Below are 24,830 nucleotides of genomic sequence, written 5' to 3'. Positions count from 1 at the left end.
GTCTTGAGGTATTTTTCAAAACACATGGCCTCCTTTTTGGTCTTAAAAAAACGTACGAAGACCACCCTCCAAGGCCTATAACGGATTGTCCAACCTTTTTCCGAAAGTGCATTATGCGATTTAAAACGTTCGATCAGGTTTGAGGTATGGCCCTTATAAAGTTTTTCCGTTTTAGACGAAGCCAGTATGTAAACCACGTATTCTTCCATATATGCAAAAAACAAAAAAGCCCCAAGTTTCCTTGGGGCTATGTTGTAGCGGGAACAGGACTCGAACCTGTGACCTTCGGGTTATGAGCCCGACGAGCTACCTACTGCTCTATCCCGCGATATGGACGGCAAAGATACGAAGCTTTTTAGAGTTTACAAGGAAGAAATACTAAATTTTTCAAAAATAAAGAATCGCCCATTTTTACTTCCTTACTTTGTCTATATTTAAATTATGAAAAGGAGTTTTAAAAAAATTGTTTACACTGTTCTAGCTTTGGGAGCAGTATTCATTATCGGTACTGTTTCTATAAATATTATCTTGAAAAACAAGCTTGAAGATTTTATAAAAACACGCTTGCCAGAAAACATGATTCGTTCCTATGACGATATCACTGTTGAAACTTTTGGCGGTTCTCTTTCTATCACCAATGCTTCTCTTATTATAAGAAACAAGAAAAACAACCAAGAGCATACTTTCGTTAATGTGGAGAAACTTAAAATCTCTGATATCAGTTATTGGAATTATTTATTCAATGAAGAAATTCATATAGAGAATATTTCACTGGAAAGTCCCACAATAGCTCATTACGAAAACCGAATAGAAAAAAATGAAGATTCCCGCAGAAACAGTTTTGTTTCAATCTACAAGCCGATTATCATAGAAAACTTAAAAATCAACAATACAAAATTGGCTATTTTCGAAAAAGGAAAAGATTCTACAAAACTATATACAAAAGGGCTTTCAGTTGAACTTGACGGAATAAAAATCGACAAAAAGACCATCACCCAAAAAATACCAATTGAATACAAAACCTATAAAGCCAAAAGCGATACGGTTTTTGTAAAACTTGGCCCTTATGAAAATCTTACAGCGAAAGGTTTTAGAATAGAAAACCGAAATGCCAAGTTTAATGATCTAACCCTTAAAACGAAATATTCAAAAAGGAAACTCTCAAGATTGATTACTAAAGAGCGTGATCATTATAATTTGTCGCTTAATTCAGTTTCTATTAATTCTATTGATTTCGGTTTTAAGCACAATCGATTCTTTGCAAAAAGCACTATGATTTCATTAACCGCTCCGTCGCTTGAAATATACCGAGACAAACTAGTGGTCGATGACCTAAAGACCAAACCATTGTACAGTAAAATGCTTCGTGATTTGCCATTTGAATTAACAGTAGATTCTTTAAAAATAACCGATGGAAAAATTAAATACGAAGAACGCCAAAATGCAGAAAATATGGGGGGATCTATCAATTTTGAAAACTTAAATGCCGAAATGGCTAACGTGAGCAACACTTATAAAAGCCCTACCAAAACAGAAATAGAAATAAAATCCAATTTTATGGGAAAAACCCCAATCACAGTAAATTGGAGTTTTGACGTTCAAAATATGGAAGACCAGTTTCAATTTAGGGCTGAAGTGGGACAGCTTGTTGCTGAAAGATTAAACAGTTTTACAGAGCCAAATCTAAAAGTAATGCTGGAAGGCAACACCAATAAAACCTATTTTACAATTGATGGAAATAATACCAGCTCAACAATAGATATGAAAATAAACTATTCAGACTTTAAGGTAATTTTGTTGCAAAAAGATGGAAAAGACAAAAATAAGTTTCTCTCTACGATAGCTAATATCTTTATTTCAAAAAACAGCGAGAAAAAAGATGAGTTTTACAAAGAAGGAAAAGCAAATGCCACTCGTAACAAATCTAAATCAGTTTTTAATTTTTTGTGGATAAACGTTAAGGAAGCTCTTATTAAAATTTTAATTTAAACAAAAGCTTAATGACTGATCCACTGTATAGCGTCCAGTCTTTGTTGTGTAGGGAAAATTCGAAGTTCGGCATTGAAAAAAAGCTTTTCGAGCGTACTTACAATCTGCAACCATTTACGATCCGTCACTACAGCCACCCTATCAAAACGGTTTCCGGTTTTAATTTTAAACGGTAAACTTTTAATAACAGCTTTAAGTGAAATATCTGCATTAATAGTATCTTCAATATATAAACTCACCTTATCATACACCTCAAGTTTATTATTTACTTCTATTTGGATTTTTTCTACTGAACCTTCATCATACGGGCCATCAACAATAAAACCAATAATATTATCTGCAAGCGTGAAAGAGGAGATCATAGGGAAGTATGTCGGGTTTGTTTCTATAAATTTATGAAATTAAAACTTACTGACCAATACTGTTCACTGAAAAGCCAATAAGTTCGCCATCTTGAAAGGTTACTTCCAATTCAATGGGGTTGCAACAAATCTCACAATCCTCAATATATTTTTGATGCCGAACCGAAGTATCAAGCAACATTGAAATTTCTCCCCAACAATGTGGGCATTGAAAAAAGTGTTCGTACATAGCTATTATTTCAATAAATCATTTTCCCCCAGCTCTTTCTCCAGGGCTTCTTTTACAAATTTATACCCTGCGTTTTTTGCGTAAAAGAAATTTGCCAAAAAAGAAAGAAACTTATTTTTCAGCAAATGTTTCACTATCAACCCGATTCTATCCTTGATTTTGGATTTGTAACGGCTTTCAAATTCTGAAAAGGATAATTTTGGGTATGGCAAATCCTGAATTTCGGCATCCTTTCCGTAGTTTATTTTATCCACCTGGTTGTCAAAATTCCGCAGTACGCGCATATCAGGGATGATTGGAAAGAATTTTTCTCCGTTCGGGTCCATAGCCGGCACCGAAAACTGATATCGATCCTTAATTGCACTATTGGGAACAATACTCAAGCGTTTTTCAATATCTTCAGAAGCTACCGCAAAATAATACCGTAAGAAAACCTGACAATTTTTTCTGCCCAACTGAAAGTCATGCTCCCGAAAATCACGGCTCAAAAAACCTGCAAATCCACCGATGGGAGCAGCAGCCAAATCATTTTTGGGACGAACCCACTTCCCGTCCTTTTCAATTTTACGAACGGGTTCTATTAAAAACTTAGTTCTATCGGTCATGTCCAGCGCGTCCAAAATTCCATCCTGGTTGAACATTACTTGATTGCGAAGCGCTTTTAAAAGCCCTCCTGCTATGCTCATAATTCCACTGCCGCTTTCAGCAACATCGTGATCTTTGTTCGGAAACGGATCTATCATTATTACTCCATACTTGCAAGCTTCAATACTCTTTGGGTTCTTTTCCCGCAAAACTTTCAGTCCAATTCCGTAGGGTTCGTTATTAATAACGCCTCCATCCACAGAGTTGAATTTATAAATAGCACCTTCAGGTAAAAGTGGTTCGATGCCCTTGGATTTATTGAACAAATATTTCGGGTACCGTTTTATGTATTCCGCAGAAATAGCAACCTCCCGTGATTTTAAACCAATTGGAAATGCTGCGGTACTCAACGTGGCATCCTTTAAATATTGAAGATGTGTTTCGTTTGAAAGATCGAGCACATAGTACAGTTCGTCTTCCTTTGTAGGTATCCCGGTGGGATATTTATCATTCTTTAACTTATATCTGAAAAAACCACCGTGATTTGTGATAACCGTTCCTTTTGAAGTATCGCGCCCGCTATCATCAAAATTTACCATAAAGTTGATACCGCGCAGGTTGGTAGTAGTCAAAATCACGTCCAGACTGTCTGAGGCGTATTTCGGAATTTCACGTTGCTCACGTACCGCCAACGCTTCATCGGCAATTACATCTATTGCTTGGGTATTCAGCAGGGAACGTACTTCGCCGTACTCTTTTAAATCACTATTGTTCAGCAGTTTGTCCACCGTACTATTTTCAGCGGTGTTGCCCATATCTACCCAGCTTTTGTAGAAAATATTATCGGTTCCTGAGGGATTGTCTTTATTGAAACTTTTGAACTTTTTGTCGGCCAAGGCCATAAATGTCAACGAGCCCGAAATTCCACCTGCCGAAGAGCCGCTTATAACGTCAATTTCCACTTGGTGCATTGGGATGGTGTGGTCGTAGTCTGGATGGGCAATGCCAAGTTTTCTGTTTTTTTCCTTGGCCTTTTCCCAAAGGTCGAGCGTTTCAATTAAATAATCCAAAACGCCAGCAGTATAGGCTCCCGCAGATACCGCCCCGGCCATAGTGATACAAAGTTTGAATGTGTTTTCGTTTTCCATAATCCCCACGATTTGTTTAACATGTTAAAAAAAAACAAGTTAAGATAAATAATCGAAAGAAATTACAGGGTTTTCCTGTTTTTAGGATAGGGATTCCACTGTTTCCTGAAGCACTTCCCACTCTTCCATCAGCTTTTTTAGCTTCTTTTTCTTTTCTTGGTACTTGTCAAAAAAGTGTGGCTTTGCAATGGTTTCCTCGTAATTTATAAGAAGTTCGGTATCAATAGTTGCAATCTCTTTTTCCAAAGAAGAAATTGCCGATTCCACGTTGCTGAGCTTGTTTTTTACCGATTTCAGTTTTTTCTGAATTTCATATTCCTCGCCTGCGGTTCTCTTTTCTTTTACTTCGGAAACCACCGTCTTTTTTTCAGCCTCCCGAAGATTTTGGAGGTTTCGCTGTTCAAGGAAGTAATCAATATCGCCCAAATATTCTTTTATTTTATGGTCTTTAAATTCGTAAACCTTATTGGTTAAACCTTGCAGAAAATCACGGTCGTGGGAAACCAAAATCAAAGTTCCCTCAAAACTTTTCAGCGCATCCTTCAATACGTTTTTGGATTTTATGTCGAGGTGGTTTGTGGGCTCATCCATAACCAGAACATTGAAGGGCTGTAACAATAGTTTTGCCAATGCTAAACGGTTTCGCTCACCACCACTCAGTACGCGAACAAATTTTTCAACTTCATCGCCGCGAAAAAGGAAGGAGCCCAAAATATCGCGCACACGGCTTCGGTTTTTTTCATTGGCCGCATCAATCATCGTGTCTAGCACCGTCTTGCTTCCGTCCAGATAATCAGCTTGATTCTGTGCAAAATACCCAATCTGTACATTATGGCCCAAAGTTAATTTCCCACCGTATTCTATCTCACCTACAATTATTTTTGCCAAAGTAGATTTTCCTTGACCATTTTGGCCCACAAAAGCAATTTTGCTGTCGCGATCTACCAAAAGATCAACATTTTTTAAAACTTTTTTATCTCCATAGTTTTTGGAAATATTTTCGGCTTCTATCACAACTTTTCCCGGCGTAATTGAAACGGGAAAACGCAGCGTCATCACGCTATTGTCGTCTTCATCTACTTCAATACGATCAATCTTGTCCAATTTTTTGATTAGCGACTGCGCCATGGTTGCCTTGCTGGCCTTTGCACGGAATTTATCAATCAATTTTTCAGTCTGTTCAATCTGCTTTTGCTGGTTTTTTTGCGAAGCCAACTGTTGCTCGCGCAGTTCATTCCGAAGAATTAAATATTGGGTGTATGGTTTGTTGAAATCGTAAATTTTTCCAAGGGAAATTTCAATGGTACGATTGGTCACGTTGTCCAAAAACATTTTATCGTGGGAAACGATTACAACGGCGCCCGCATATCCTTTTAAAAATTCCTCCAACCAAAGAATAGATTCAATATCCAAGTGGTTTGTAGGCTCATCCAGCAGTAAAATATCGTTGTTTTGAAGCAGAAGTTTGGCAAGTTCGATACGCATACGCCACCCGCCGGAAAAGGTTTCGGTCAGTTTTGTAAAATCTTCCCGTTGAAAACCCAAACCCTGCAAAATCCGTTCGGTTTCGCCTTGATAATTATAACCGCCGTGAATCTCATATTGATGTTGCACTTCATTCAAATCAACCATCAATTGGTGGTAACCATCGCTTTCGTAATCGGTGCGCTCGGATAATTGTTTATTGATTTCAGCAAGCTGCTTTTCAAGTTTTTTAATTTCCGTGAAGGCTTCGTAAGACTCCTCCAAAACAGTTCTTCCCTTTTCAAAATCAATATCCTGTTTTAAAAAACCAATGGATATTTCCTTATCAGTCGCTATTTGTCCACTGTCATATTCCTGTTCGCCAGCAATTATTTTTAGAAGCGTTGATTTGCCTGCGCCATTTTTGCCTACCAAACCCACCCTGTCTCCGGGTTTTAATTGAAAGGTAATTTTCTCAAACAAATAGTCGCCTTGAAAGGAAACCGATAAATTGTGGATATTGACCATTATAAAGCGCTAAAATTTCTGCAAAGATGCTTAATTTTGCATTGCTAAAAAAACCGATTATGCAATTCCTTAAAGGCTCCAAACTCTACAGTATTTTTACGGGAACTTGCCCAGTGTGCCATAAAGGTGAAATGTACGTAGAACGCAATCCTTACAAACTCTCAAAAGCCTTGAAAATGCACGAACGTTGCAGCCATTGCAACACGAAATTTAAAATTGAGCCTTCTTTTTTTTACGGTGCCATGTATGTAAGTTATGCGGTGGGTGTGGCCATTGCGGTTGCAGCTTTTATAATTGCCTATTTTTTTATCGGGCTGGATAGAAATTATACATTTTTGGCGATAATAGTGACTTTGGTTTTAATGCTTCCGCTTATTTTAAGAGTTTCCCGAAATATTTGGATCAACTTTTTTATGAAGTATGACAAAAATAAGGCTGAAGCCTAAATAGAATATTTTAAACCATTCTTAGAATATCCATTTCCGTTGGTATGGGTGTATCATTTTCCAAATAATTAAAAAGGATTTCCGAAAGTAAGGGCGCCATCAAAAAACCGCGAGAGCCCAAACCATTAAAAAATATAAAATTCGGATTTTCTTTAAAGCTTCCCAGTAAGGGCCTATGATCCTTGGTAGTGGGCCTTACACCCGCAGTATGTCCTATTAATTGGAAAGGGCAATTAATAACGGTTTTCAATTTTAATAGTATTTCTTCTTTTGCTTCGTTTGTAGTATGAAGGCTGTAATCATCACGGCTGTATGTTGCCCCAACTTTGTATTGGTCATTCCCCATTGGAATTACATATACGGAGCCTTTTAAAAGCGTTTTCAGCTTAAGTTCCGGAACTTTAATAATTAGGTATTCGCCTTTGTTTCCAATTAACGTATGCTTTGGGAAAAAGGGGTTTTCAACTGCTTGGGCGCCTTCGGCGAAAATGATTTTCTTTGCTGAAATGTTTTTATAAACCACTCCGTTTTCTTTTTGAAAAACGTCATTGTATTGAAATACTTCCGCAAGCAAACCATTTGCTTTTAAAAGAAGATTTCGATACTCTGAAAGTAAAATATCGGTTTGTATTTGGGCCGTACCCAAAATTTTTCCATATCCGAAAGGAGCTTCGATAGCGGGATTATCATTCTTTAAAAATTCTGAGGAAAGAAATTGCCGGAGCTCATTTTTATCGCTTGCAACAGACCAATTGTTCTGCTCTTCCACACTTTTGAAAATTCTAAAAATTGGAGTTTCAACAAAAAAATCTTTTCCAAGCTTTCCCGACAGGGTTTTATAGAAATTAACCGCCACCGGAAAAAAAGCTGAGGCGTTCCAAGCCGCCGTGAAGCGTTTAAGCACTGTTGGGTTAAAAACCCCGCCAGACTTTGCCGTAGATCCTTCTGCGCCGCTATCAATCACCACAAAGCTTTTCCTGTTGCTTTGGAGCTGTTCGCACAAAGTTATTCCCGCAATCCCGAGCCCTACGATTATGTAATCTTTTTCAATCATTATTGTGATATAAAAAACCCTTCAATTTCCGAAAATGAAACTTGAAGGGTTTTCTTAAAAGTATGGTTTTACTAATTGATTAATAATTCCACAAATCTATTTCTATGTTACGTATTTGTTCTTTGATTCTTTCAGACTCCAACAATTGCATAAGCGCATTATCATTGATGTAATCTTTTACATCCCTATCGCCCTGTACGTTATCTTCTTTATAGATTACGGCGTTAAAACGTCGTGAATTTAACAAGTGGTCGTATGAAATGGGTTGCGATGTATTTTTTCTATTGAAAGCTTTTGCCTCGTGTAAAACTTCACGTGCGCCTGGGAACCATACCCAAAAAAGCTCAACCTTCGAATCAATTCCATCTTCCGGGAATGCTTTGGAACGTGCTTCATTCGCTACTGGACAAATTCCCAACATACGATATTTAAGCTCACCTTGGCGCTTGTCTAGATACCAATAGCCTCTAATGTGCCACTCTTCTATATCGCCAGCATCTAAAGAAAAACGACGTACGTATTGTGGATCTACGGTTCCTTCAGCGTTATACTGCTCGATACCCAAATCGGTAGTATCGCTATAAACCAAGGAAGCTTCGATATCCTGTAGGGTACGCTTTTCAGTAAAATAGGAATCTGCGTAAACGCTTTCTATTTTTCCATTTTTAATGTTTTTTACCAAAACATCATAAAGAGAGCGTCTGTCCGCACCAATGTTGTTTGTATCAATAGGGTAATACAAAGGAAAGTTGACTCTTTCATCAAGATCAATAATTTCCCAAGTAGTTTTGGACCACAACACATCGCGCTCATCCGTGTAACCATAAGGTAATGGCTCATCATTATCATAAGCAATCTGCGCTTCAGTCTTTTTGCCTATATCTTCAGGGGTTTTAGCGTTCAAAATGTTCACTTGTGCACTAGCACTAGCGGCCATTCCAAGACCAAAAACACATAAAACAACATTTTTCAAATTCATACTATAGGGTTTTATACTAAAATTAGTTTGTCAATTCAATAATAACTGGAGATGTTTTCTTAAGCATTACGCCACTACCGGCAACATTTGCATTGATATCAAAAATTTGAACAGTTTCACCTCTTCCAGCCCTTCTTAGAGCACCTTTGGCAGCTCCATCCAACTTAGTTCCGTTTACACGAACGGTTGGTTGTCCAGAAACTTTAAAACTAAAGCCTGTAACATTAAGATTTACATCAAAATCGAAATCTGGCAATACTGCAGATACCGAAGAAATTTCAAGACCGCCGCGCTCCATACGCACAATTCCAGTTTCACCACGAATGGCGCCAACTGGTGGTGGAATATCCTTAATACGGAACTCAGATTTTGAACCTACAGGTTTTCCATCAGGTAATGTACCTGTTGCAGAAATTGTAACTGTTCTACCAGATCCTGGTCGCATTACATATTTGCTGCCTGATACTCTTGAAAGTCCTGGTGCTGATGCATTTACCTTATTATCGGGAATACCTGGAATAGAAACCGTCATTGGGTTATCTACACCACGGTAAACAACATTCATCTTATCAGCTGCTATTACCGCAGAATTAGGCAATGAAATTGTTGCGAAAGACCTATTAACTTCTACTTCAGTTTCCTCTCCTCCTTCACCATAGTAAAGGATTCCTTCAATTTTATGGTCACCCGGTGAGCCAGCGCTTACATTCAATTTCACTTTACCACCTTCAAAAGTATAATCTGTACCTTCAACAAGTTTTCTTCCGTCCAAAGTCAATTCGGCTCTTTTTGGTTTAGTACTCTCATCTGTACGACCCAATACAATTGCTCCATCAAATTTTTCACCAGAGTAGTACGCAGACTTTGAAGTTTCCAATAAGGTTGAATAATTACTGAACGATAGTGCAGCTGCCTGTTGCCCTGCTAGCATTCTTTGTAAAACTTCGCTTTTAGTTGTTTTAATATCTGCTTGAATTTGTGTCAATTTAGTCAAAGATGCAACTAGAGGAAAGCCTTCATAGTTATAATTTAACCAAGCTACTTCCTTTCCGTCACGATTGGTTACCGGGGCTGTAGAAAAGTTTGCTTCAATAGATTTTTTGATATCTTCTATACCGGCCACTTTTGCAAGAGCGGTATCAGATAGAACCGCTATCATTTTTGTGCGATATTCATCCATTTTATTCAAAAATTCCTGTCCCCCTTCTTTGTATTTATCTCCGGTAAAGAACAAATTGTTAAAGTAATCCGGCTTGTCCATTACTTCATAGTCTGTCGGGTCTTCAATATTTTCAAGTGAAGCGGACTTAAGAGTAGTAAGGTATGCATCATACTCATCAGAAATTTGGGAAATTTCCTTTGCTTTTGCTTCAACAGCTGCATATTGTGCAGGTTCATCACTGGCCTTTATAGCCAAACCTTCCATAAAAGCAGTGTTACGCTGTGAAGTAGCCACATTTGCGTCAGATATTTTTTCATTAAGTAGTCCAAAAGCCGATAATACTTCTTTGGACATATTCAGTGCAAGCATTGCGATGAAAACCAGATACATCAGGTTAATCATCTTCTGCCTTGGGGATAGTTTTCCTCCTGCCATTTTTATTCTTTTTTAAAGATTAATAATTAAGGTGAAAACCTATCTTAGTTTCTATTAGTCATTGCAGATAGCATACCTCCGTAAACACCGTTCAATGAAGAAAGGTTGGTAGCCAAGTGCTGCATTTGTTGTTTTAATTGTTCCGCATTTTCAGCAACTGCTTGGTTAGCTTCTGCTTGACGGCTGGTAGACTCAATCTGTACTTTGTACAAGCTGTTCAAAGAATCCATTTGAGCTGCTGCCAATGCCATTTCCTCGCTATATTTTTTAGTAGAGTTCATTGCTTCAGCAGTAGGCGCCATACTTTTTGTGGCACCTTCAAAAGAACGGATGCTGGTTGAAAGACTGTTCATTAACTCTGAATCGATACGAGCCTCCTTAAGCATTTCATCCAACTTTTTAGAAAGAAGTCCTTGTGCATCTTCAGGCTCTTTCTTTTTTCTTTCTTGTGCGGTTCCACCAGCCAATTCAGGATAAACCAATGACCAATCTAAATCGTCATCTACTGGCTCAAAAGCAGAGATTGCGAAAATAATTGCCTCGGTAATAAGCCCAATTGCCAAAAGAAGACCTCCATTTAAGGGACCTAATTCCCAGTGAAGAATTTTGAAAAGCGCTCCTAAAATTACAATAGATGCCCCAAGGCCATAGGCCATATTAAATAATTTTTTTGATGATCTTGATTGTGCCATAATACTTAAATTTTTAGTTGAGAGTTTTTGATTAAGGTTATTTTAGTTTAGTAAATAAGGGAATATTAGCGAGCATCGCCAAAGTTTTGGTTAAGAACAACATCAGTTCCCATGTAATCCTGTACAGTCCTGAAACCGATATAGCTTCTGGCAGAGTCTGCATATTCATAATCACGGGTACTTACTTGTAAGAAATATGCAACATCTTTCCACGAACCACCGCGTACTACTTTTCGCATATTATCGGGATCATTAACGTTTGGATTCATAGTGGAGGTGTAGTCATATGAAGCGGGATCATACGAAGAAGCCACCCATTCCGAAACGTTTCCTGCCATATTGTATAAGTTGTAATCATTAGGCTCATAAGATTTAGCCTCAACTGTATATAGCGCCTGGTCTGCAGCGTAATCGCCACGTAAAGGCTTAAAGTTTGCCATAAAACAACCTCGGTCATTTTTAGCATACGGCCCACCCCAAGGATAGGTTGCCGACTCCAGACCACCGCGAGCAGCGTACTCCCACTCTGCTTCACCGGGAAGACGGAAAGAGTTTACGAAATTCTTCTTTTTAGATTTTTGGTATGAATTCTTATACAAAGTTCTCCAAGCACAGAATGCTTTTGCTTGCTTCCAGCTAACGCCAACAACAGGGTAATCGCCATAAGCCTCGTGCCAGAAATAATCGTTGTGCATTGGCTCGTTATATGAATAGTTGAAATCCTTAATCCACACTGTAGTATCTGGATAAATATTCAATTCTTCTTTTTTGATGAAGTCTTTTCGTCTCTTGGTTTTGTCTCTTGCTGCAGATTCAATATCCATATAGGTATATTGGAAATTCAACTTACTAACATCAATGGTACGTTGACCATTATAGGCTTCTTCCGTAGGAATATACATTGTATCCATTACTTCAGAATAGTATTCGTCTGGGTATTCTGAAGTGTCCCAAATCAAATCTACTTTATCGTTCAGTTTTCTACCGGCGTAATAATCTTCACCCATCCCAAAGTAATTGTCATACATATACTGTTGGTATGGCGTCATCTCTTCATTCTCTTGATCAACAAAAGCAAATTCACCGATTCCTCCATCTCCAGGGGTTGCACCCACCTCATCGGCCATAATAGCAAGACGCAATCTTACTGTAGAATCTCTAACCCAGTTAACAAATTGGCGATATTCAGAATTGGTTATTTCAGTTTCGTCCATATAAAATGAACGTACGGTAACCGTCTTTGTTGGCGCATCGTTCACGGCAACAAAATCATCATCACTTTTACCCATGATGAAGGATCCACCTGGGATAAGCGTCATTCCGTAAGGCTTTTGAGGATACCATTTTTTACCTTTTGCCCCCACCAGTTCTCCTCGGTCTCCGGAGTTACAACTGAACAAAAAGGCAACGATCGCAGTTAATGCAATAAACTTCTTCATAGGTATTTAGGTTAAATTTCGAGATTCAAGGGCGTAAACCTATCTATAAAATTTCAAAAAAACAATTTTTTTTTGAAAAACCCTTGATCCCCGTTTTTACTTGTGTTGTTTGATTATACTTCATTTTTGTGGCGGGCCTTTAACCACCGTTCAGGAATTTCCTGATTGCATGCACCCAAATATTCGCCATAAGTGCAAGGTAATAACGTTCGTCTTTTTAATTTATTATTAACATTTGAAAGAAAAGGCAAAACAATCCACCATCTTTCAGTTTTATTACTTTTCTTAAATTCCAAAACTTCATCTTCTATCGGTACTTTATAAGTGGTGAAGAGATTTTCGTTATCAAAATCATCATCTTCAACCCTAAAATTATAGCCTTCAATAAAATACCAAAATATTTGCGCTACAAGCATTGCGCCGCTCTTACTTTCAATGGAATCGCTCAATTCATAAACGCCAAAAGATTTCACTTTATTGCTGATTCCGGCATATCGGGAAATGGCGCAAATTTCTCGTCCATCAAAACCATTGGGGCTATCGTTATTTTTATAACTTAATTCTGCACTTTTTATTGCGGAAACATCTAAGGTTACCATATCTGCATCGCGCATTATTGGTTCTACCACTGTAATGTCTGTACAAACTTCACCTAATCTGTAGGCATCGAAGAACAATTTGTCCATCAAAGCAATCTCCTGTGGGGCGTTAAAAAATGATTGATAGCCCAAAACACTGTAATTAAAAAGATTATAGGGCTGTTCAACTACCATTTTTCCTACATAGGATTTATTTGAAATTGGCAGCTCAGCATTTCCAAGGTCAAAACGGTTATCAACATTTACCACATTGACCATTCCTTCCAAACCGTCATACGCCCGATATTGTGCAAAAGCCAAATCCTGGCTTCCACCAAGGACCAATGGTACAATATTTTTTTGTAAAAGGGCAGCTATTACTTCTTTGGCAGCAAAGCGAGTATCTTCGGCTGTCTCACCTCTTTCTATATCGCCAAGGTCAATTATGTTATAATTCCAATTTCCGGGATATAATGAATAAAGAGCTTTTCTATATGGGTCAAAAGATATCTTTCCTCCAATGAAATTCTCATCGGCACGGTTTTCCTTTATGCCGAGAATTGCAAATTTTACGGCTTTCAAGTTAGGTAGCTCCCCTGTTTTGGAGTGGGCCGTAATTTGTTTTCCCAATGTTCCGGGCGGCAGAATTTCCCGGTGTGCCAAAACTTTTTTTGAAACTGGGGTTAAAAATTCTATCATTATTTTTTCTTGGCCGTAGCTTTTTTCTTAGTTGCGGTTTTCTTTTTGGCCGCGGTTTTTTTCTTTGGGCTTTTTTTATCAAGCAAATCCTTGGCCTCTTCCAAAGTTATCTTGTCGGCCTCAGTGCCTTTGGGCAGCTCAACCTTTGTCTTACCTTTTATAATATTGAAACGGCCCCATCGCGCTTTTTCAATCCGTATTTTTTCATCTGGCCATTCGTTGATGAGCTTGTCAATTTCTTTCTGCTTTTTGTCCTCTATCAATTCTTCAATATCTTCATCCGAGAGATTGTCAAAATCATACTTTTTGTTCACGTTGATGAACATATTGTTCCATTTTATAAAAGGGCCAAAACGTCCAACCCCTTTTTGGACTGGCAGATCCTCATACATATATATAGGTGCATCTGCTTTTTTCTTTTCTTCAATCAGCTCCTTTGCAAAAGCCATATCCACGTCTAAAGGATCCATTCCCTTGGGAAGCGAAATAAAGGTTTTTCCAAAGCGTACATACGGGCCAAACCGACCGTTGTTCACCTCAACTTCTTCTTTTTCATAAATGCCCAAAGTCTTCGGAAGCTTGAAAAGGTCCATCACTTCCTCAAAAGTAACCAAATGTAATTGCTGGTCTGGACGGAGACTCGCGAATTTCTTCTCCTCATCCTCCGGCGCACCAATCTGTGCCATGGGGCCGTATTTTCCGAGGCGTACCAAAACGGTTTTGCCCGTTTCGGGGTCTTCGCCCAAAATGCGCTCGCCACTTTCGCGGTCTGCATTTTCTTCAACGTGCTCTACCCGTGGATGGAATTTTCCGTAGAAATCCTTCATCATCTTGGTCCACTCCTCTTTGCCTTCGGCTATGTCGTCAAAATCCTGTTCTACTTTTGCGGTGAAATTGTAGTCAAGAATATTTTCGAAATGTTCTACCAAAAAGTCGTTCACGATCATCCCGATATCTGTGGGAACCAATTTCCCTTTGTCGGATCCAACGGTTTCGGTCAAGGTTTTATCTTTTATGTTTTCCTTTTGAAGCGTTAACTGAAGATATTTTCGCTCTACGCCTTCCACGGTTCCCTTTTCAACATAATTTCTGCTGATGATGGTTGAAATAGTCGGTGCGTAAGTTGACGGACGGCCGATGCCGAGTTCCTCCAATTGCTTTACCAACGACGCCTCCGTGTATCGGTACGGCGGACGCGTAAAGCGTTCGGTAGCGGTGATGTAATTGTTTTCAAGTGAATCGCCGTTTTTCATATTTGGCAACATTCCTTCCTGCTCTTCTTCCTCAAAATCGGTGCCTTCCAAATATACTTTTAGGAAACCGTCAAACTTTATCATTTCACCATTTGCAGTGAAATTTTCTGAAACTTTTTCTTTGGAAAGCACGTCAATCTTCACATTGGTACGCTCCAATTGCGCATCGCTCATTTGCGAAGCCAAGGTTCGCTTCCAAATTAAATCGTACAAACGCGCTTGGTCGTGGTCGCCAGAAATACTGTGTTGCGTCATATCCGTCGGGCGGATGGCCTCGTGTGCTTCCTGCGCTCCCTTGCTTTTTCCCTTGTAATCGCGGGGTTTGCTGTATTCCTTTCCGTAAGAGGAAATAATTTCCTTTTGCGCCGCGTTTTTTGCGTCGTTGCTAAGGTTTACGCTGTCGGTACGCATATAGGTAATCAATCCGGCCTCGTACAAGCGTTGCGCGATGGTCATCGTTTTTCCAACCGAAAAATACAATTTCCGGGCTGCTTCCTGTTGTAAGGTCGAAGTGGTAAAAGGTGCCGCTGGGCTTTTGCTGGCGGGCTTTTTCGTTAAATCTGAAATTTTATAGGAAGCTCCCAAATTCTTCCGAAGAAACTCGCGCGCTTCTTCTTCCGTATCAAAATTCTTTGGAAGTTTCGCCTTGAACTTGCTGCCTTCAAGCGTTGTAAATTCGGCATCGATTCTATAGGAACCTACGGGCGTAAAGGCTTCAATCTCGCGCTCGCGCTCCACGATCAACCGAACGGCAACCGACTGAACGCGCCCTGCGGAAAGTCCACCTTTCACTTTTTTCCAAAGAACCGGTGAAAGCTCATAACCCACCAAACGGTCGAGAACTCGACGGGCTTGTTGGGCGTTTACCAAATTATAATCAATCTGCCGTGGGTTTTCAATCGCTTTTAAAATGGCAGACTTGGTTATTTCGTGAAAAACAATGCGCTTGGTCTTGTTTTTGTCCAGCTTCAATTCTTCGGCAAGATGCCACGCAATGGCTTCTCCCTCGCGGTCCTCATCACTTGCCAGCCAAACCATATCGGCTTTTTTGGACAGCGACTTCAATTCTGCCACCAGCTTCTTTTTGTCGCTGCTCACTATATATTTAGGTGTAAAATCCCCTTCCACGTCCACGCCCAATTCTTTGGATGGAAGATCTGCAATGTGCCCAAAACTGGAAGAAACCTTGAAATCCTTTCCAAGAAATTTTTCAATGGTTTTTGCTTTTGCCGGGGACTCAACTATCACTAAATTCTTTGCCATATACTTATTTGTTATGCGTACAAAAGTATATGAATTTTTTAATACGCAATTTTTGACACCTAAATTTAGTCAACTCTTAACATCGTACTACCTTTAAATTATACTATTTTTAGAAGGCCTGAAAAAAGAAAAATTATTTTTATGAATTTATATTCACCACAAACAATGGTTTTTGTGCGAAACATAGTTTTGTTTCTCTTCCTAATATTATTTCAAAATTGTAACCCCACCTATAAAGTTTTTAAAATAGAAACTTTTTCAGAAGAAAAAAATGTGAATTGCATTATAGAAATTCCAGCGGGAACGAGCAAAAAGATTGAGTTGGACAAAACCTCAAAGAAATTTGCAGTGGATGTTCGCAATGGAAAAGAGCGCATAATAGAATACCTGCCCTATCCCGGAAATTATGGCTTTATTGCTTCCACTTATTCTAATCGCGATGAGGGTGGCGATGGCGACCCGTTGGATGTTTTGGTGCTTTGCGAATCTTTAAAAACTGGGACTATATTAGAAACAAAACCCATTGCAATGCTCCGCCTTTTGGACAATGGAGAAGAAGATTTTAAGGTAATCTGTATCCCCTCAGATAGAAAACTGCAAACAGTTTCTGCGGAAACATTTACTGAATTTTCAGAAAAATATCCCAGCGCAATTGAAATTATTGAAATGTGGTTTATAAATTATAATCCTTCAGATCGTGTAAAAATCATAGGATGGAGCGACGAGAAAGAAGCCCTATTAGAGATTCAAAAACTTTCAATTCCTTTAAAAAATTAAGTGGTTTTGTGATATTTCGAAAATAAATCTGCCACTTTGACAGCGTGACAAATTAATAGTATCTTTGCAAGTTCAGTGAAACCCTTTTGAATTTGCATTGAACAAAGATTTTTATGGATAAGATTATTGACGAAAAAACACAGGGAAACACGCTAACGCTGGAAGCACGCGAAGGCAATTCCCGCAAACTATATATTGAAAGCTACGGCTGCGCTATGAATTTTAGCGATAGCGAAATAGTGGCTTCCATACTTGCCGACCAAGGATATAATACAACAAATTTACTGGAAGAAGCCGATCTGGTTTTGGTAAACACCTGCTCCATTCGCGATAAAGCCGAGCAGACCGTTCGCAAGCGTTTGGAGAAATACAACGCTGTAAAAAGAATAAATCCAAAAATGAAGGTTGGCGTTCTGGGCTGTATGGCGGAACGTTTGAAAGAAAAATTTCTCGAGGAAGAAAAAATCGTCGATTTGGTTGTTGGGCCAGATGCCTATAAAGACATCCCGAATTTGCTAAAAGAAGTTGAAGAAGGCCGTGATGCCGTGAACGTTATTCTTTCCAAAGAAGAAACCTATGGCGATATTTCCCCGGTGCGTTTGGGCGGCAACGGAATTACTGCTTTTGTAAGCATCACCCGAGGTTGCGACAATATGTGTACTTTTTGCGTAGTGCCTTTTACCCGTGGCCGCGAACGAAGCCGTGACCCGCAAAGTATTATGGAGGAAGTGAATGATCTGGCTGAAAAAGGATATAAGGAAATTACCTTGCTCGGTCAAAACGTGGACAGCTATTTATGGTATGGCGGAGGCTTGAAAAAGGACTTCAAAAAAGCTTCGGAAATGCAACAGGCAACTGCAACAGATTTTGCACAATTATTAGATTTGGTAGCAACGGCACATCCAAAAATGCGCATTCGCTTTTCAACCAGCAACCCGCAGGATATGCACGAGGAAGTGTTGTATGTTATGGCGAAACACGAAAATATCTGCAACCACATTCACCTTCCCGTTCAAAGCGGAAGCACACGTATTTTAAAGGAAATGAACCGTCAGCACACGCGGGAGGAATATATGAAGTTGATAGACAGGATTTGGGAAATCATTCCCGGTTGCGCCATTTCACAGGATATGATTGTGGGTTTCCCAACGGAAACCGAGGAAGACCACAAAGAAACCTTGAGCTTGATGGAATATGTGAAATATGATTTTGGCTATATGTACAAATATTCCGAAAGGCCCGGCACCATGGCCGCCCGGAAGCTGGAAGACGACGTGCCCGAAGAAACAAAAAGCCGCCGATTGACTGAGATTGTTGACCTTCAGCAAAAACACAGCGCCATTCGCACCGCGGAATTTTTAGGAAAAACCGTGACTGTTTTAATTGAAAAAGAGTCGAAGAAAAACAAAGACGAATGGAGCGGAAGAACGGAACACAATAATGTTGCGGTATTTCCGAAGTCAACTTATAAACCTGGCGATTTTGTAAAAGTAAAAGTAACCGATTGTACCACTGCAACGCTCATTGGCGAAGTAGTGGAGCATTCATGAACCAATAAATTATGAAACGTATTCTATTTCTTTTTACAGCAAGTCTATTGTTTTTGGCGTGTTCCAATGACGATAATAACGGTTCAGAAAACCCACAAGAACTGAAAATCAAAAAATATACAAGCATCTCTTTTGATGCTAACGGAACTCCAAATGGAGAAATGGTTGAGTATTTTTTTGATGAAAACGGCAAAAAAACAAAAGACCATATTATTGACGCTTTTTACGACTATTTCTGGGAGTATGCCTACAACGATTTTGGGCAAATTACAAGAAAAGCCCACAATCACTTGAATTACCCTGTTGATTTTGTTGAAAACTACTATTATGACCAAAACAGCAGGCCCTGGGTAGTTTTTAGGGATTGGGACGCAGATGGAATTGATATGGATTCCATAAGCTTTAGCTATCAACCGCAACAGATCAACGTGCAATGGTTTACCCCGACACAAGAACGAACAGAATTTTATTATAATACTACAGATGTACTAACCGCAGTAAAACATATAGGTGACCTGGGAATCGTTAGCGATGAAATCATCACTTATGATAGTACTCTGAACATCACCAACCTTAACCTTACCACAGATTATTTTAATTTGGAAATAAACCATACGTATGAATATGACGTAAAAATAAATCCATTCTACGAAGAGTTTCATAACTACCCCTTCAACACTTATTATTATGGGTATCTTTTCGACCATTCATTATTTATATCGCCGAGCAATGCCACGAAAATAACCCGAACAGGGACTGATACTTCGGAAAATTATGTTTTGGAAATTACATTTCAGTATAACGATTCCGATTATCCCATAAGCTCCGAAACAAAAAAGGATGGTGTTTTATTTTCGAGAGCAACCTACGAATATTATTAATTAAAATTTAGTTCCCGCACTTTGCTGGGATAAAATATGGAAAGCATACAAGCAACAAAACAACGATTCGGAATAATAGGCAACGACCCAAAACTGAACCGTGCCGTGGAAAAAGCAATTCAAGTTGCGCCTACAGATATTTCGGTATTGGTTACTGGCGAGAGCGGCGTGGGAAAAGAAAGCATTCCAAAAATTATCCACTCCCTTTCGCACCGAAAACACGGAAAATATATAGCCGTTAACTGCGGCGCAATTCCCGAGGGAACCATTGACAGCGAACTTTTCGGTCACGAAAAAGGTTCATTTACGGGCGCAACCGCAACCAGGAGCGGTTATTTTGAAGTAGCCGATGGTGGAACAATTTTCCTCGATGAAGTGGGCGAATTGCCGTTGCCCACACAGGTACGCTTACTCCGTGTTTTGGAAAATGGCGAATTTTTAAAAGTAGGTTCTTCCCAAGCACAGAAAACCGACGTTCGCATCGTGGCCGCCACAAACGTGAAAATGGCAGAAGCCATCCAAAAAGGAAAATTCCGCGAAGATCTTTATTACAGGCTGAGCACTGTGGAAATCAACTTGCCGCCATTGCGTGAACGGGAAGAGGACATACATTTACTTTTCAGAAAATTTGCGGCAGATTTTGCACAGAAATATAAAATGCCAACTATTAGGTTGACAGATCAAGCAACGGATTTGTTGCTGAAATATCGCTGGAGCGGAAACATCCGCCAATTGCGGAACGTTGCCGAACAGATTTCTGTTTTGGAGCAGAACAGGGAAATTTCTTATGAAACCCTAAAACATTATTTACCCGATATGGGCAGCAACCTGCCCGCAATTGTAAATGCAAAAAAATCTGAAAGCGATTTCAGCAGCGAGCGCGAAATACTTTACAAAGTGCTTTTTGATATGAAACGCGACGTAAACGATCTTAAAAAGCTTACGCTGGAATTGATGAAAAGTGGAAATGCTGCTAAAGTAAAGGAAGAACAATCCTCACTTATAAATAAAATTTATTCCGAAGAAAACGAAGCAGAAGAAGAACTAGCCTCAATAATTGAAGAAGAAACAAACGGAGCACAAACCGACGTCGAGGTTTTCAGTATTCCGGAACACGCTTCCGAACAGCGAAAAGACAAATACGAATACGCTGAGGAAATTGAAGAAGAAGAAAACCTTTCCCTTCAGCAAAAGGAATTGGAACTCATCAAAAAATCACTCGAAAAATACAACGGAAAACGTAAGGATGCTGCAGATGAGCTAGGCATTTCAGAAAGAACTTTATATAGAAAGATTAAGCAGTACGATTTATGAAAGATTTTCGATATACGATTTTAGAATTTAGATTTGCTTTCCTGTTAAAGTTTTCACTTTTGATACTGTCCGTGTTTATTTTGCAAGGTTGCGGCCCATATTCCTTTACGGGAGCCGATATAAACTACAGCACAACAAAAACGGTACAGGTAAATTATTTTCAAAACAATGCTCCGATCGTAGAGCCTGGCATCGCTAGAGATTTTACACAAAAACTTCAGGATTTACTGCTGAACCAAACTAGTTTGGACCTTGTGAACAGTAATGGCGATTTGGTTTACGAAGGTGAAATAACACAATATTATATTGCGCCAATTACTGCTACCGCAAACAGCACTGCGGCTCAAAACAGATTAACCATTGCCGTAAATGTTCGGTTTTACAACACCAAAGATCCGCTGAAGGATTTTGAACAGCCCTTTAGTTTTTATTACGATTATCCGGGAACAACACAATTAACAGGCTCGGCACTTGATGCTGCGGTTGATATTATTTTTGAACGATTGACACAGGATATTTTTAACAAATCGCTCGCAAACTGGTAATATTTTGAACACTTCAAACTTTACATATCTACTCGCCAATCCGCAGAAAATAACTTCGGAGGATATGGCTGCGTTGGATTTGATAATAAAAAAATACCCCTATTTCCAAAGTGCGCGGGCCTTGCAGTTAAAGGGTTTGAAAAACCAAGAAAGTTTTCTGTACAACGACGCATTGAAGCTTACTGCCGCCCACACTACCGATCGCGATATTTTGTTTGAATATATTACTTCGGAAAAATTTATCCAGAATGAAATTTCGCAAACTATTTTGCAGCACGATGCTTCCGTAGGGGAAATAAAAGTTGTGGCCGAAGATGTTTCGGAACAAATAAGTCTTGAAATAGACAGGCAATTAAAGGCCGAAATGCAAAAGGCGGAGGATATTTTGAATCCGGAGCTTTTTCAAAGAAAAGTTGCATCTGTTTCCAATTTGGTTGAAAATAAAGAAGAAAAACCCGAAGACATATTGCAACCGGACAAACCTTTGGAATTCACCAAAAACGATACCCACTCTTTCTCAGAATGGCTAAAGCTGACAAAAGCAAAACCCATTGAACGTTCGGAAGAAACTTCAAAAGAAGAGTCTGAAAAGTCAATAAAAGAGGATGAGAAGGAGCGAAAATTTGAATTGATAGACAAGTTTATCCAAGAGAACCCAAAAATAATTCCTTCGGAGATAGAGAATAAATCCCAAAAAGAAGAAAAAAACAATCTTGCAAAACCTTATACCCAAGCCACTGATTCACTAATGACGGAGACTTTGGCAAAAGTTTATTTGCAACAAAAGAATTATAAAAAGGCAATTCAGGCATATAAAATTTTAATTTTGAAAAATCCCGAAAAAAGTGGTTTCTTTGCAGACCAAATTCGGGCAATAGAAAAATTGATTAATTCAGAACAATCATGAGTACGTTTACAATATTTTTAATTTTAATAATGATAGTGGCCTTTTTGTTGGTCGTAGTAATAATGGTGCAAAACCCAAAAGGGGGCGGACTTTCATCGTCTTTCGGCGGTGGCGGAGGCGCACAGATTGGCGGCGTGCAGAAAACGAGCGATTTTCTTGATAAAAGTACTTGGACACTTGCAACTATTATGTTGGCGTTAATTTTGTTTTCAAACATATTTATTATGGGCGGCAACGTAGTGCAATCGAAAACTTTTGACGAAAGTGCAATTCCTGCGGTTCCAACCACAGAAACTCCTGCTCCAACTACAACAGACCCAGCAGAATAATTACTTTATAAAATATTTAAAAATGCCAGCTTCTGACAAGCTGGCATTTTTGTTTTGTAAACTGTCAGTTTATGGGCAGTGGCACAGTTTCTGCCAATTAGCAATCAAACATTTAAACCCAAGTTTAACAACTAAAAAATAAAATTGAAATGGCATTAAAAATTCAACCACTTGCAGACCGTGTTTTGGTTCAGCCACAGGAAGCTGAGACTAAGACCGCTTCTGGTATTTACATTCCAGATTCCGCAAAAGAAAAACCGCAACAAGGCAAAGTAGTAGCTGTGGGTAAAGGTAAAGAAGACCACAAAATGACCGTAAAGGTTGGCGATACCGTTCTTTACGGAAAATATTCCGGCAGCGAATTGAAATTTGATGGCAAAGACTACCTCATCATGCGCGAAGATGATATTTTAGCTATCATTTAAGTTTTCCAAAAAAATAAATTTATCTAAAAATATAGTTTAACCCAGGCTTAGAGCATACAGCTTAAAGCTTAAAGCATTTAAAAAAATGGCAAAAGATATAAAATTTGATGTAGAAGCCCGCGACAGTATCAAGCGCGGCGTTGACGCATTGGCAAACGCAGTAAAAGTAACCTTGGGCCCAAAGGGTCGTAACGTAATTATCAGCAAATCCTTTGGTGCGCCACAAGTGACAAAGGATGGTGTAACAGTTGCAAAAGAAATTGAACTGGAAGACGCCCTTGAAAATATGGGCGCACAAATGGTAAAAGAAGTAGCGTCCAAAACCAACGACCTTGCCGGTGACGGTACAACAACCGCTACCGTTCTTGCACAGGCAATCGTAAAGGAAGGCCTTAAAAACGTAGCCGCCGGTGCTAACCCAATGGATTTAAAACGTGGAATTGACAAGGCTGTGGAAGCCATTGTTAGCAACCTTGAAAAACAAGCTACCAAAGTTGGCAATTCTTCTGAAATGATAAAGCAGGTGGCTTCCATTTCAGCAAACAACGACGATGTTATTGGCGAATTGATTGCCAAAGCTTTCGGGAAAGTTGGCAAAGAAGGGGTTATCACCGTTGAAGAAGCAAAAGGAACCGAAACATACGTAGACGTTGTGGAAGGTATGCAGTTTGATCGTGGTTACCTTTCACCCTATTTCGTGACTGATACCGAAAAAATGCAGACTGAATTGGACAACCCAATGATTTTGCTTTACGACAAGAAAATTTCTTCAATGAAAGATTTGCTTCCAATACTTGAGCCAGTGGCACAACAAGGAAAATCTTTATTGATTATTGCAGAAGATGTTGATGGCGAGGCTTTGGCTACTTTGGTAGTAAACAAACTTCGTGGCTCGTTAAAAATTGCAGCTGTTAAAGCTCCAGGTTTTGGCGATAGAAGAAAAGCAATGCTTGAGGATATCGCAATTTTAACTGGCGGAACTGTAATTGCTGAAGAGCGCGGTTTCACTTTGGAAAATGCAACCATCGATATGTTAGGTTCTGCGGAAACTGTAACAATTGACAAAGACAACACTACAATTGTAAACGGTGCCGGCAAGAAAGACGACATCAAAGGTCGTGTGAATCAGATAAAATCTCAAATAGAATCTACAACCAGCGATTACGACAAAGAAAAATTGCAGGAGCGTTTGGCTAAATTAGCCGGTGGTGTTGCGGTTCTTTACGTAGGTGCTGCTTCTGAAGTGGAAATGAAAGAGAAAAAAGATAGAGTTGACGATGCACTTCACGCAACCCGTGCGGCTGTTGAAGAAGGTATTGTTGCTGGTGGAGGCGTAGCTTTAGTTCGCGCTATTGAAGTACTTAAAAAGCTTACAACCGATACGCTTGATGAAGCAACTGGAATTAACATAGTAGCTAAAGCAATTGAATCTCCTTTGCGCACTATCGTTGAAAACGCAGGTGGCGAAGGTTCCGTAGTAATCAATAAGGTTTTGGAAGGCAAGAAAAACTTCGGTTACGATGCCAAAACTGAAAAATATGTTGATATGCTAAAAGCAGGAATCATCGATCCTAAAAAAGTAACCCGTATCGCGCTTGAAAATGCTGCTTCGGTTGCCGGAATGATTTTGACTACCGAATGTGCTTTGGTTGATATAAAAGAAGAAAATACCGGTGGCGGAATGCCAGGCGGTATGGGCGGTGGAATGCCAGGGATGATGTAAAATCCCAAAAGTGATTAATAGTTAAAGCCTCACAAGTCTTCAAGATTTGTGAGGCTTTTTTATTTCTGAAATTG

Annotated in this window: 23 protein-coding genes and 1 tRNA gene; 11 read left to right on the top strand and 13 right to left on the bottom strand. The window is 39.3% G+C overall.

The window, feature by feature from the left end; translation table 11 throughout:
- Positions 1–224 (bottom strand): GIY-YIG nuclease family protein (locus LS48_RS13755; protein WP_235811041.1); only part of this gene is annotated, 224 nt, incomplete at its 3' end.
- Positions 225–255: 31 nt separating this feature from the next.
- Positions 256–328: transfer RNA gene (locus LS48_RS13750), tRNA-Met, on the bottom strand.
- Positions 329–441: 113 nt separating this feature from the next.
- On the opposite strand from LS48_RS13750, the gene LS48_RS13745 reads away from it, so the two are divergent.
- Entirely contained in the window at positions 442–1,989 is a 1,548-nt protein-coding gene (locus LS48_RS13745; protein WP_062623072.1) for an AsmA family protein, read from the top strand.
- 8 nt (positions 1,990–1,997) lie between these two features.
- On the opposite strand, the gene LS48_RS13740 is transcribed toward LS48_RS13745, so the two are convergent.
- The 4 genes from LS48_RS13740 to LS48_RS13725 all read right to left on the bottom strand — a co-directional run bounded on the left by LS48_RS13740 (position 1,998) and on the right by LS48_RS13725 (position 6,305).
- A complete protein-coding gene (locus tag LS48_RS13740; protein WP_062623071.1) occupies positions 1,998–2,351 on the bottom strand; it encodes a SpoIIAA family protein in 354 nt (117 codons plus the stop codon).
- 46 nt (positions 2,352–2,397) lie between these two features.
- Complete coding sequence (locus tag LS48_RS13735; protein WP_062623070.1) at positions 2,398–2,580, bottom strand: CPXCG motif-containing cysteine-rich protein; 183 nt, start codon at positions 2,578–2,580, stop codon at positions 2,398–2,400.
- A 5-nt stretch (positions 2,581–2,585) separates the two neighbouring features.
- The gene (locus tag LS48_RS13730; RefSeq protein WP_062623069.1) at positions 2,586–4,313 is read right to left on the bottom strand and encodes a patatin-like phospholipase family protein; all 1,728 of its coding nucleotides are present in this window, start codon (positions 4,311–4,313) and stop codon (positions 2,586–2,588) included.
- An 81-nt stretch (positions 4,314–4,394) separates the two neighbouring features.
- A complete protein-coding gene (locus LS48_RS13725; RefSeq protein WP_062623068.1) occupies positions 4,395–6,305 on the bottom strand; it encodes an ABC-F family ATP-binding cassette domain-containing protein in 1,911 nt (636 codons plus the stop codon).
- 59 nt (positions 6,306–6,364) lie between these two features.
- On the opposite strand from LS48_RS13725, the gene LS48_RS13720 reads away from it, so the two are divergent.
- Positions 6,365–6,751 (top strand): DUF983 domain-containing protein, encoded by a 387-nt coding sequence (locus LS48_RS13720; RefSeq protein ID WP_062623067.1) that lies wholly within the window; start codon positions 6,365–6,367, stop codon positions 6,749–6,751.
- A 10-nt stretch (positions 6,752–6,761) separates the two neighbouring features.
- Here the strand turns inward: LS48_RS13720 and LS48_RS13715 are convergent, their stop codons facing one another.
- From LS48_RS13715 to topA, 7 genes are all read right to left on the bottom strand, one after another.
- Positions 6,762–7,805, bottom strand: a complete 1,044-nt coding sequence (locus LS48_RS13715; protein ID WP_062623066.1) for an NAD(P)/FAD-dependent oxidoreductase — start codon at positions 7,803–7,805, stop codon at positions 6,762–6,764.
- Between the two features lie 79 nt (positions 7,806–7,884).
- Positions 7,885–8,784 carry a type IX secretion system ring subunit PorN/GldN gene (gene porN, locus LS48_RS13710; RefSeq protein WP_062623065.1) on the bottom strand — a complete coding sequence of 300 codons (900 nt, stop codon included), beginning with the start codon at positions 8,782–8,784 and terminating at the stop codon, positions 7,885–7,887.
- Positions 8,785–8,806: 22 nt separating this feature from the next.
- Complete coding sequence (gene porM / locus LS48_RS13705; RefSeq protein ID WP_062623064.1) at positions 8,807–10,381, bottom strand: type IX secretion system motor protein PorM/GldM; 1,575 nt, start codon at positions 10,379–10,381, stop codon at positions 8,807–8,809.
- A gap of 44 nt (positions 10,382–10,425) precedes the next feature.
- The gene (gene porL / locus LS48_RS13700) at positions 10,426–11,073 is read right to left on the bottom strand and encodes a type IX secretion system motor protein PorL/GldL (RefSeq protein ID WP_062623063.1); all 648 of its coding nucleotides are present in this window, start codon (positions 11,071–11,073) and stop codon (positions 10,426–10,428) included.
- 65 nt (positions 11,074–11,138) lie between these two features.
- Entirely contained in the window at positions 11,139–12,512 is a 1,374-nt protein-coding gene (gene porK / locus LS48_RS13695) for a T9SS ring complex lipoprotein PorK/GldK (RefSeq protein ID WP_062623062.1), read from the bottom strand.
- A 113-nt stretch (positions 12,513–12,625) separates the two neighbouring features.
- On the bottom strand, positions 12,626–13,789 hold the full coding sequence (locus LS48_RS13690; RefSeq protein ID WP_062623061.1) for a formimidoylglutamase: 1,164 nt from the start codon (positions 13,787–13,789) through the stop codon (positions 12,626–12,628).
- The gene (topA, locus tag LS48_RS13685; protein WP_062623060.1) at positions 13,789–16,305 is read right to left on the bottom strand and encodes a type I DNA topoisomerase; all 2,517 of its coding nucleotides are present in this window, start codon (positions 16,303–16,305) and stop codon (positions 13,789–13,791) included. Before topA ends, LS48_RS13690 begins: the two co-directional genes overlap by 1 nt.
- Positions 16,306–16,446: 141 nt before the next feature.
- Here topA and LS48_RS13680 point away from each other — a divergent pair, with 141 nt between their 5' ends.
- From LS48_RS13680 to groL, 9 genes are all read left to right on the top strand, one after another.
- Positions 16,447–17,082, top strand: coding sequence for an inorganic diphosphatase (locus tag LS48_RS13680; protein WP_235811040.1), 636 nt, complete (start codon positions 16,447–16,449; stop codon positions 17,080–17,082).
- A 113-nt stretch (positions 17,083–17,195) separates the two neighbouring features.
- Positions 17,196–18,632 carry a tRNA (N6-isopentenyl adenosine(37)-C2)-methylthiotransferase MiaB gene (miaB, locus tag LS48_RS13675; protein WP_062623059.1) on the top strand — a complete coding sequence of 479 codons (1,437 nt, stop codon included), beginning with the start codon at positions 17,196–17,198 and terminating at the stop codon, positions 18,630–18,632.
- Positions 18,633–18,643: 11 nt separating this feature from the next.
- Positions 18,644–19,513, top strand: a complete 870-nt coding sequence (locus LS48_RS13670) for a hypothetical protein (RefSeq protein ID WP_073213751.1) — start codon at positions 18,644–18,646, stop codon at positions 19,511–19,513.
- A 36-nt stretch (positions 19,514–19,549) separates the two neighbouring features.
- Positions 19,550–20,827 (top strand): sigma-54 interaction domain-containing protein, encoded by a 1,278-nt coding sequence (locus LS48_RS13665; protein WP_062623057.1) that lies wholly within the window; start codon positions 19,550–19,552, stop codon positions 20,825–20,827.
- Positions 20,824–21,372 (top strand): LptE family protein, encoded by a 549-nt coding sequence (locus LS48_RS13660; protein ID WP_062623056.1) that lies wholly within the window; start codon positions 20,824–20,826, stop codon positions 21,370–21,372. The genes LS48_RS13665 and LS48_RS13660 overlap by 4 nt, the downstream gene beginning before the upstream one ends.
- 4 nt (positions 21,373–21,376) lie before the next feature.
- The gene (locus LS48_RS13655; protein ID WP_062623055.1) at positions 21,377–22,279 is read left to right on the top strand and encodes a DUF8458 domain-containing protein; all 903 of its coding nucleotides are present in this window, start codon (positions 21,377–21,379) and stop codon (positions 22,277–22,279) included.
- Entirely contained in the window at positions 22,276–22,608 is a 333-nt protein-coding gene (gene secG, locus LS48_RS13650) for a preprotein translocase subunit SecG (protein ID WP_062623054.1), read from the top strand. The genes LS48_RS13655 and secG overlap by 4 nt, the downstream gene beginning before the upstream one ends.
- Positions 22,609–22,757: 149 nt before the next feature.
- The gene (locus LS48_RS13645; protein ID WP_062623053.1) at positions 22,758–23,033 is read left to right on the top strand and encodes a co-chaperone GroES; all 276 of its coding nucleotides are present in this window, start codon (positions 22,758–22,760) and stop codon (positions 23,031–23,033) included.
- 85 nt (positions 23,034–23,118) lie between these two features.
- Positions 23,119–24,756, top strand: coding sequence for a chaperonin GroEL (gene groL / locus LS48_RS13640; protein WP_062623052.1), 1,638 nt, complete (start codon positions 23,119–23,121; stop codon positions 24,754–24,756).
- The last annotated feature ends 74 nt before the right edge of the window (positions 24,757–24,830 follow it).

This window comes from Aequorivita aquimaris (assembly GCF_001573155.1).
Taxonomy (GTDB): Bacteria; Bacteroidota; Bacteroidia; order Flavobacteriales; family Flavobacteriaceae; genus Aequorivita; species Aequorivita aquimaris.
The sequence above is the reverse complement of the archived record's forward strand: the minus strand, read 5'-3'. Positions and strand labels throughout refer to the sequence as shown.

Excerpts from the sequence above, each read along its gene's own strand:
- porM (WP_062623064.1), bottom strand. The coding sequence starts at position 10,381 with ATGGCAGGAGGAAAACTATCCCCAAGGCAGAAGATGATTAACCTGATG.
- miaB (WP_062623059.1), top strand. The coding sequence starts at position 17,196 with ATGGATAAGATTATTGACGAAAAAACACAGGGAAACACGCTAACGCTG.
- topA (WP_062623060.1), bottom strand. The coding sequence starts at position 16,305 with ATGGCAAAGAATTTAGTGATAGTTGAGTCCCCGGCAAAAGCAAAAACC.
- LS48_RS13735 (WP_062623070.1), bottom strand. The coding sequence starts at position 2,580 with ATGTACGAACACTTTTTTCAATGCCCACATTGTTGGGGAGAAATTTCA.
- LS48_RS13670 (WP_073213751.1), top strand. The coding sequence starts at position 18,644 with ATGAAACGTATTCTATTTCTTTTTACAGCAAGTCTATTGTTTTTGGCG.
- LS48_RS13715 (WP_062623066.1), bottom strand. The coding sequence starts at position 7,805 with ATGATTGAAAAAGATTACATAATCGTAGGGCTCGGGATTGCGGGAATA.
- LS48_RS13725 (WP_062623068.1), bottom strand. The coding sequence starts at position 6,305 with ATGGTCAATATCCACAATTTATCGGTTTCCTTTCAAGGCGACTATTTG.
- porL (WP_062623063.1), bottom strand. The coding sequence starts at position 11,073 with ATGGCACAATCAAGATCATCAAAAAAATTATTTAATATGGCCTATGGC.
- LS48_RS13740 (WP_062623071.1), bottom strand. The coding sequence starts at position 2,351 with ATGATCTCCTCTTTCACGCTTGCAGATAATATTATTGGTTTTATTGTT.
- secG (WP_062623054.1), top strand. The coding sequence starts at position 22,276 with ATGAGTACGTTTACAATATTTTTAATTTTAATAATGATAGTGGCCTTT.
- groL (WP_062623052.1), top strand. The coding sequence starts at position 23,119 with ATGGCAAAAGATATAAAATTTGATGTAGAAGCCCGCGACAGTATCAAG.
- LS48_RS13645 (WP_062623053.1), top strand. The coding sequence starts at position 22,758 with ATGGCATTAAAAATTCAACCACTTGCAGACCGTGTTTTGGTTCAGCCA.
- LS48_RS13730 (WP_062623069.1), bottom strand. The coding sequence starts at position 4,313 with ATGGAAAACGAAAACACATTCAAACTTTGTATCACTATGGCCGGGGCG.
- LS48_RS13665 (WP_062623057.1), top strand. The coding sequence starts at position 19,550 with ATGGAAAGCATACAAGCAACAAAACAACGATTCGGAATAATAGGCAAC.
- LS48_RS13660 (WP_062623056.1), top strand. The coding sequence starts at position 20,824 with ATGAAAGATTTTCGATATACGATTTTAGAATTTAGATTTGCTTTCCTG.
- LS48_RS13745 (WP_062623072.1), top strand. The coding sequence starts at position 442 with ATGAAAAGGAGTTTTAAAAAAATTGTTTACACTGTTCTAGCTTTGGGA.
- LS48_RS13680 (WP_235811040.1), top strand. The coding sequence starts at position 16,447 with ATGAATTTATATTCACCACAAACAATGGTTTTTGTGCGAAACATAGTT.
- porN (WP_062623065.1), bottom strand. The coding sequence starts at position 8,784 with ATGAATTTGAAAAATGTTGTTTTATGTGTTTTTGGTCTTGGAATGGCC.
- LS48_RS13690 (WP_062623061.1), bottom strand. The coding sequence starts at position 13,789 with ATGATAGAATTTTTAACCCCAGTTTCAAAAAAAGTTTTGGCACACCGG.
- LS48_RS13720 (WP_062623067.1), top strand. The coding sequence starts at position 6,365 with ATGCAATTCCTTAAAGGCTCCAAACTCTACAGTATTTTTACGGGAACT.
- porK (WP_062623062.1), bottom strand. The coding sequence starts at position 12,512 with ATGAAGAAGTTTATTGCATTAACTGCGATCGTTGCCTTTTTGTTCAGT.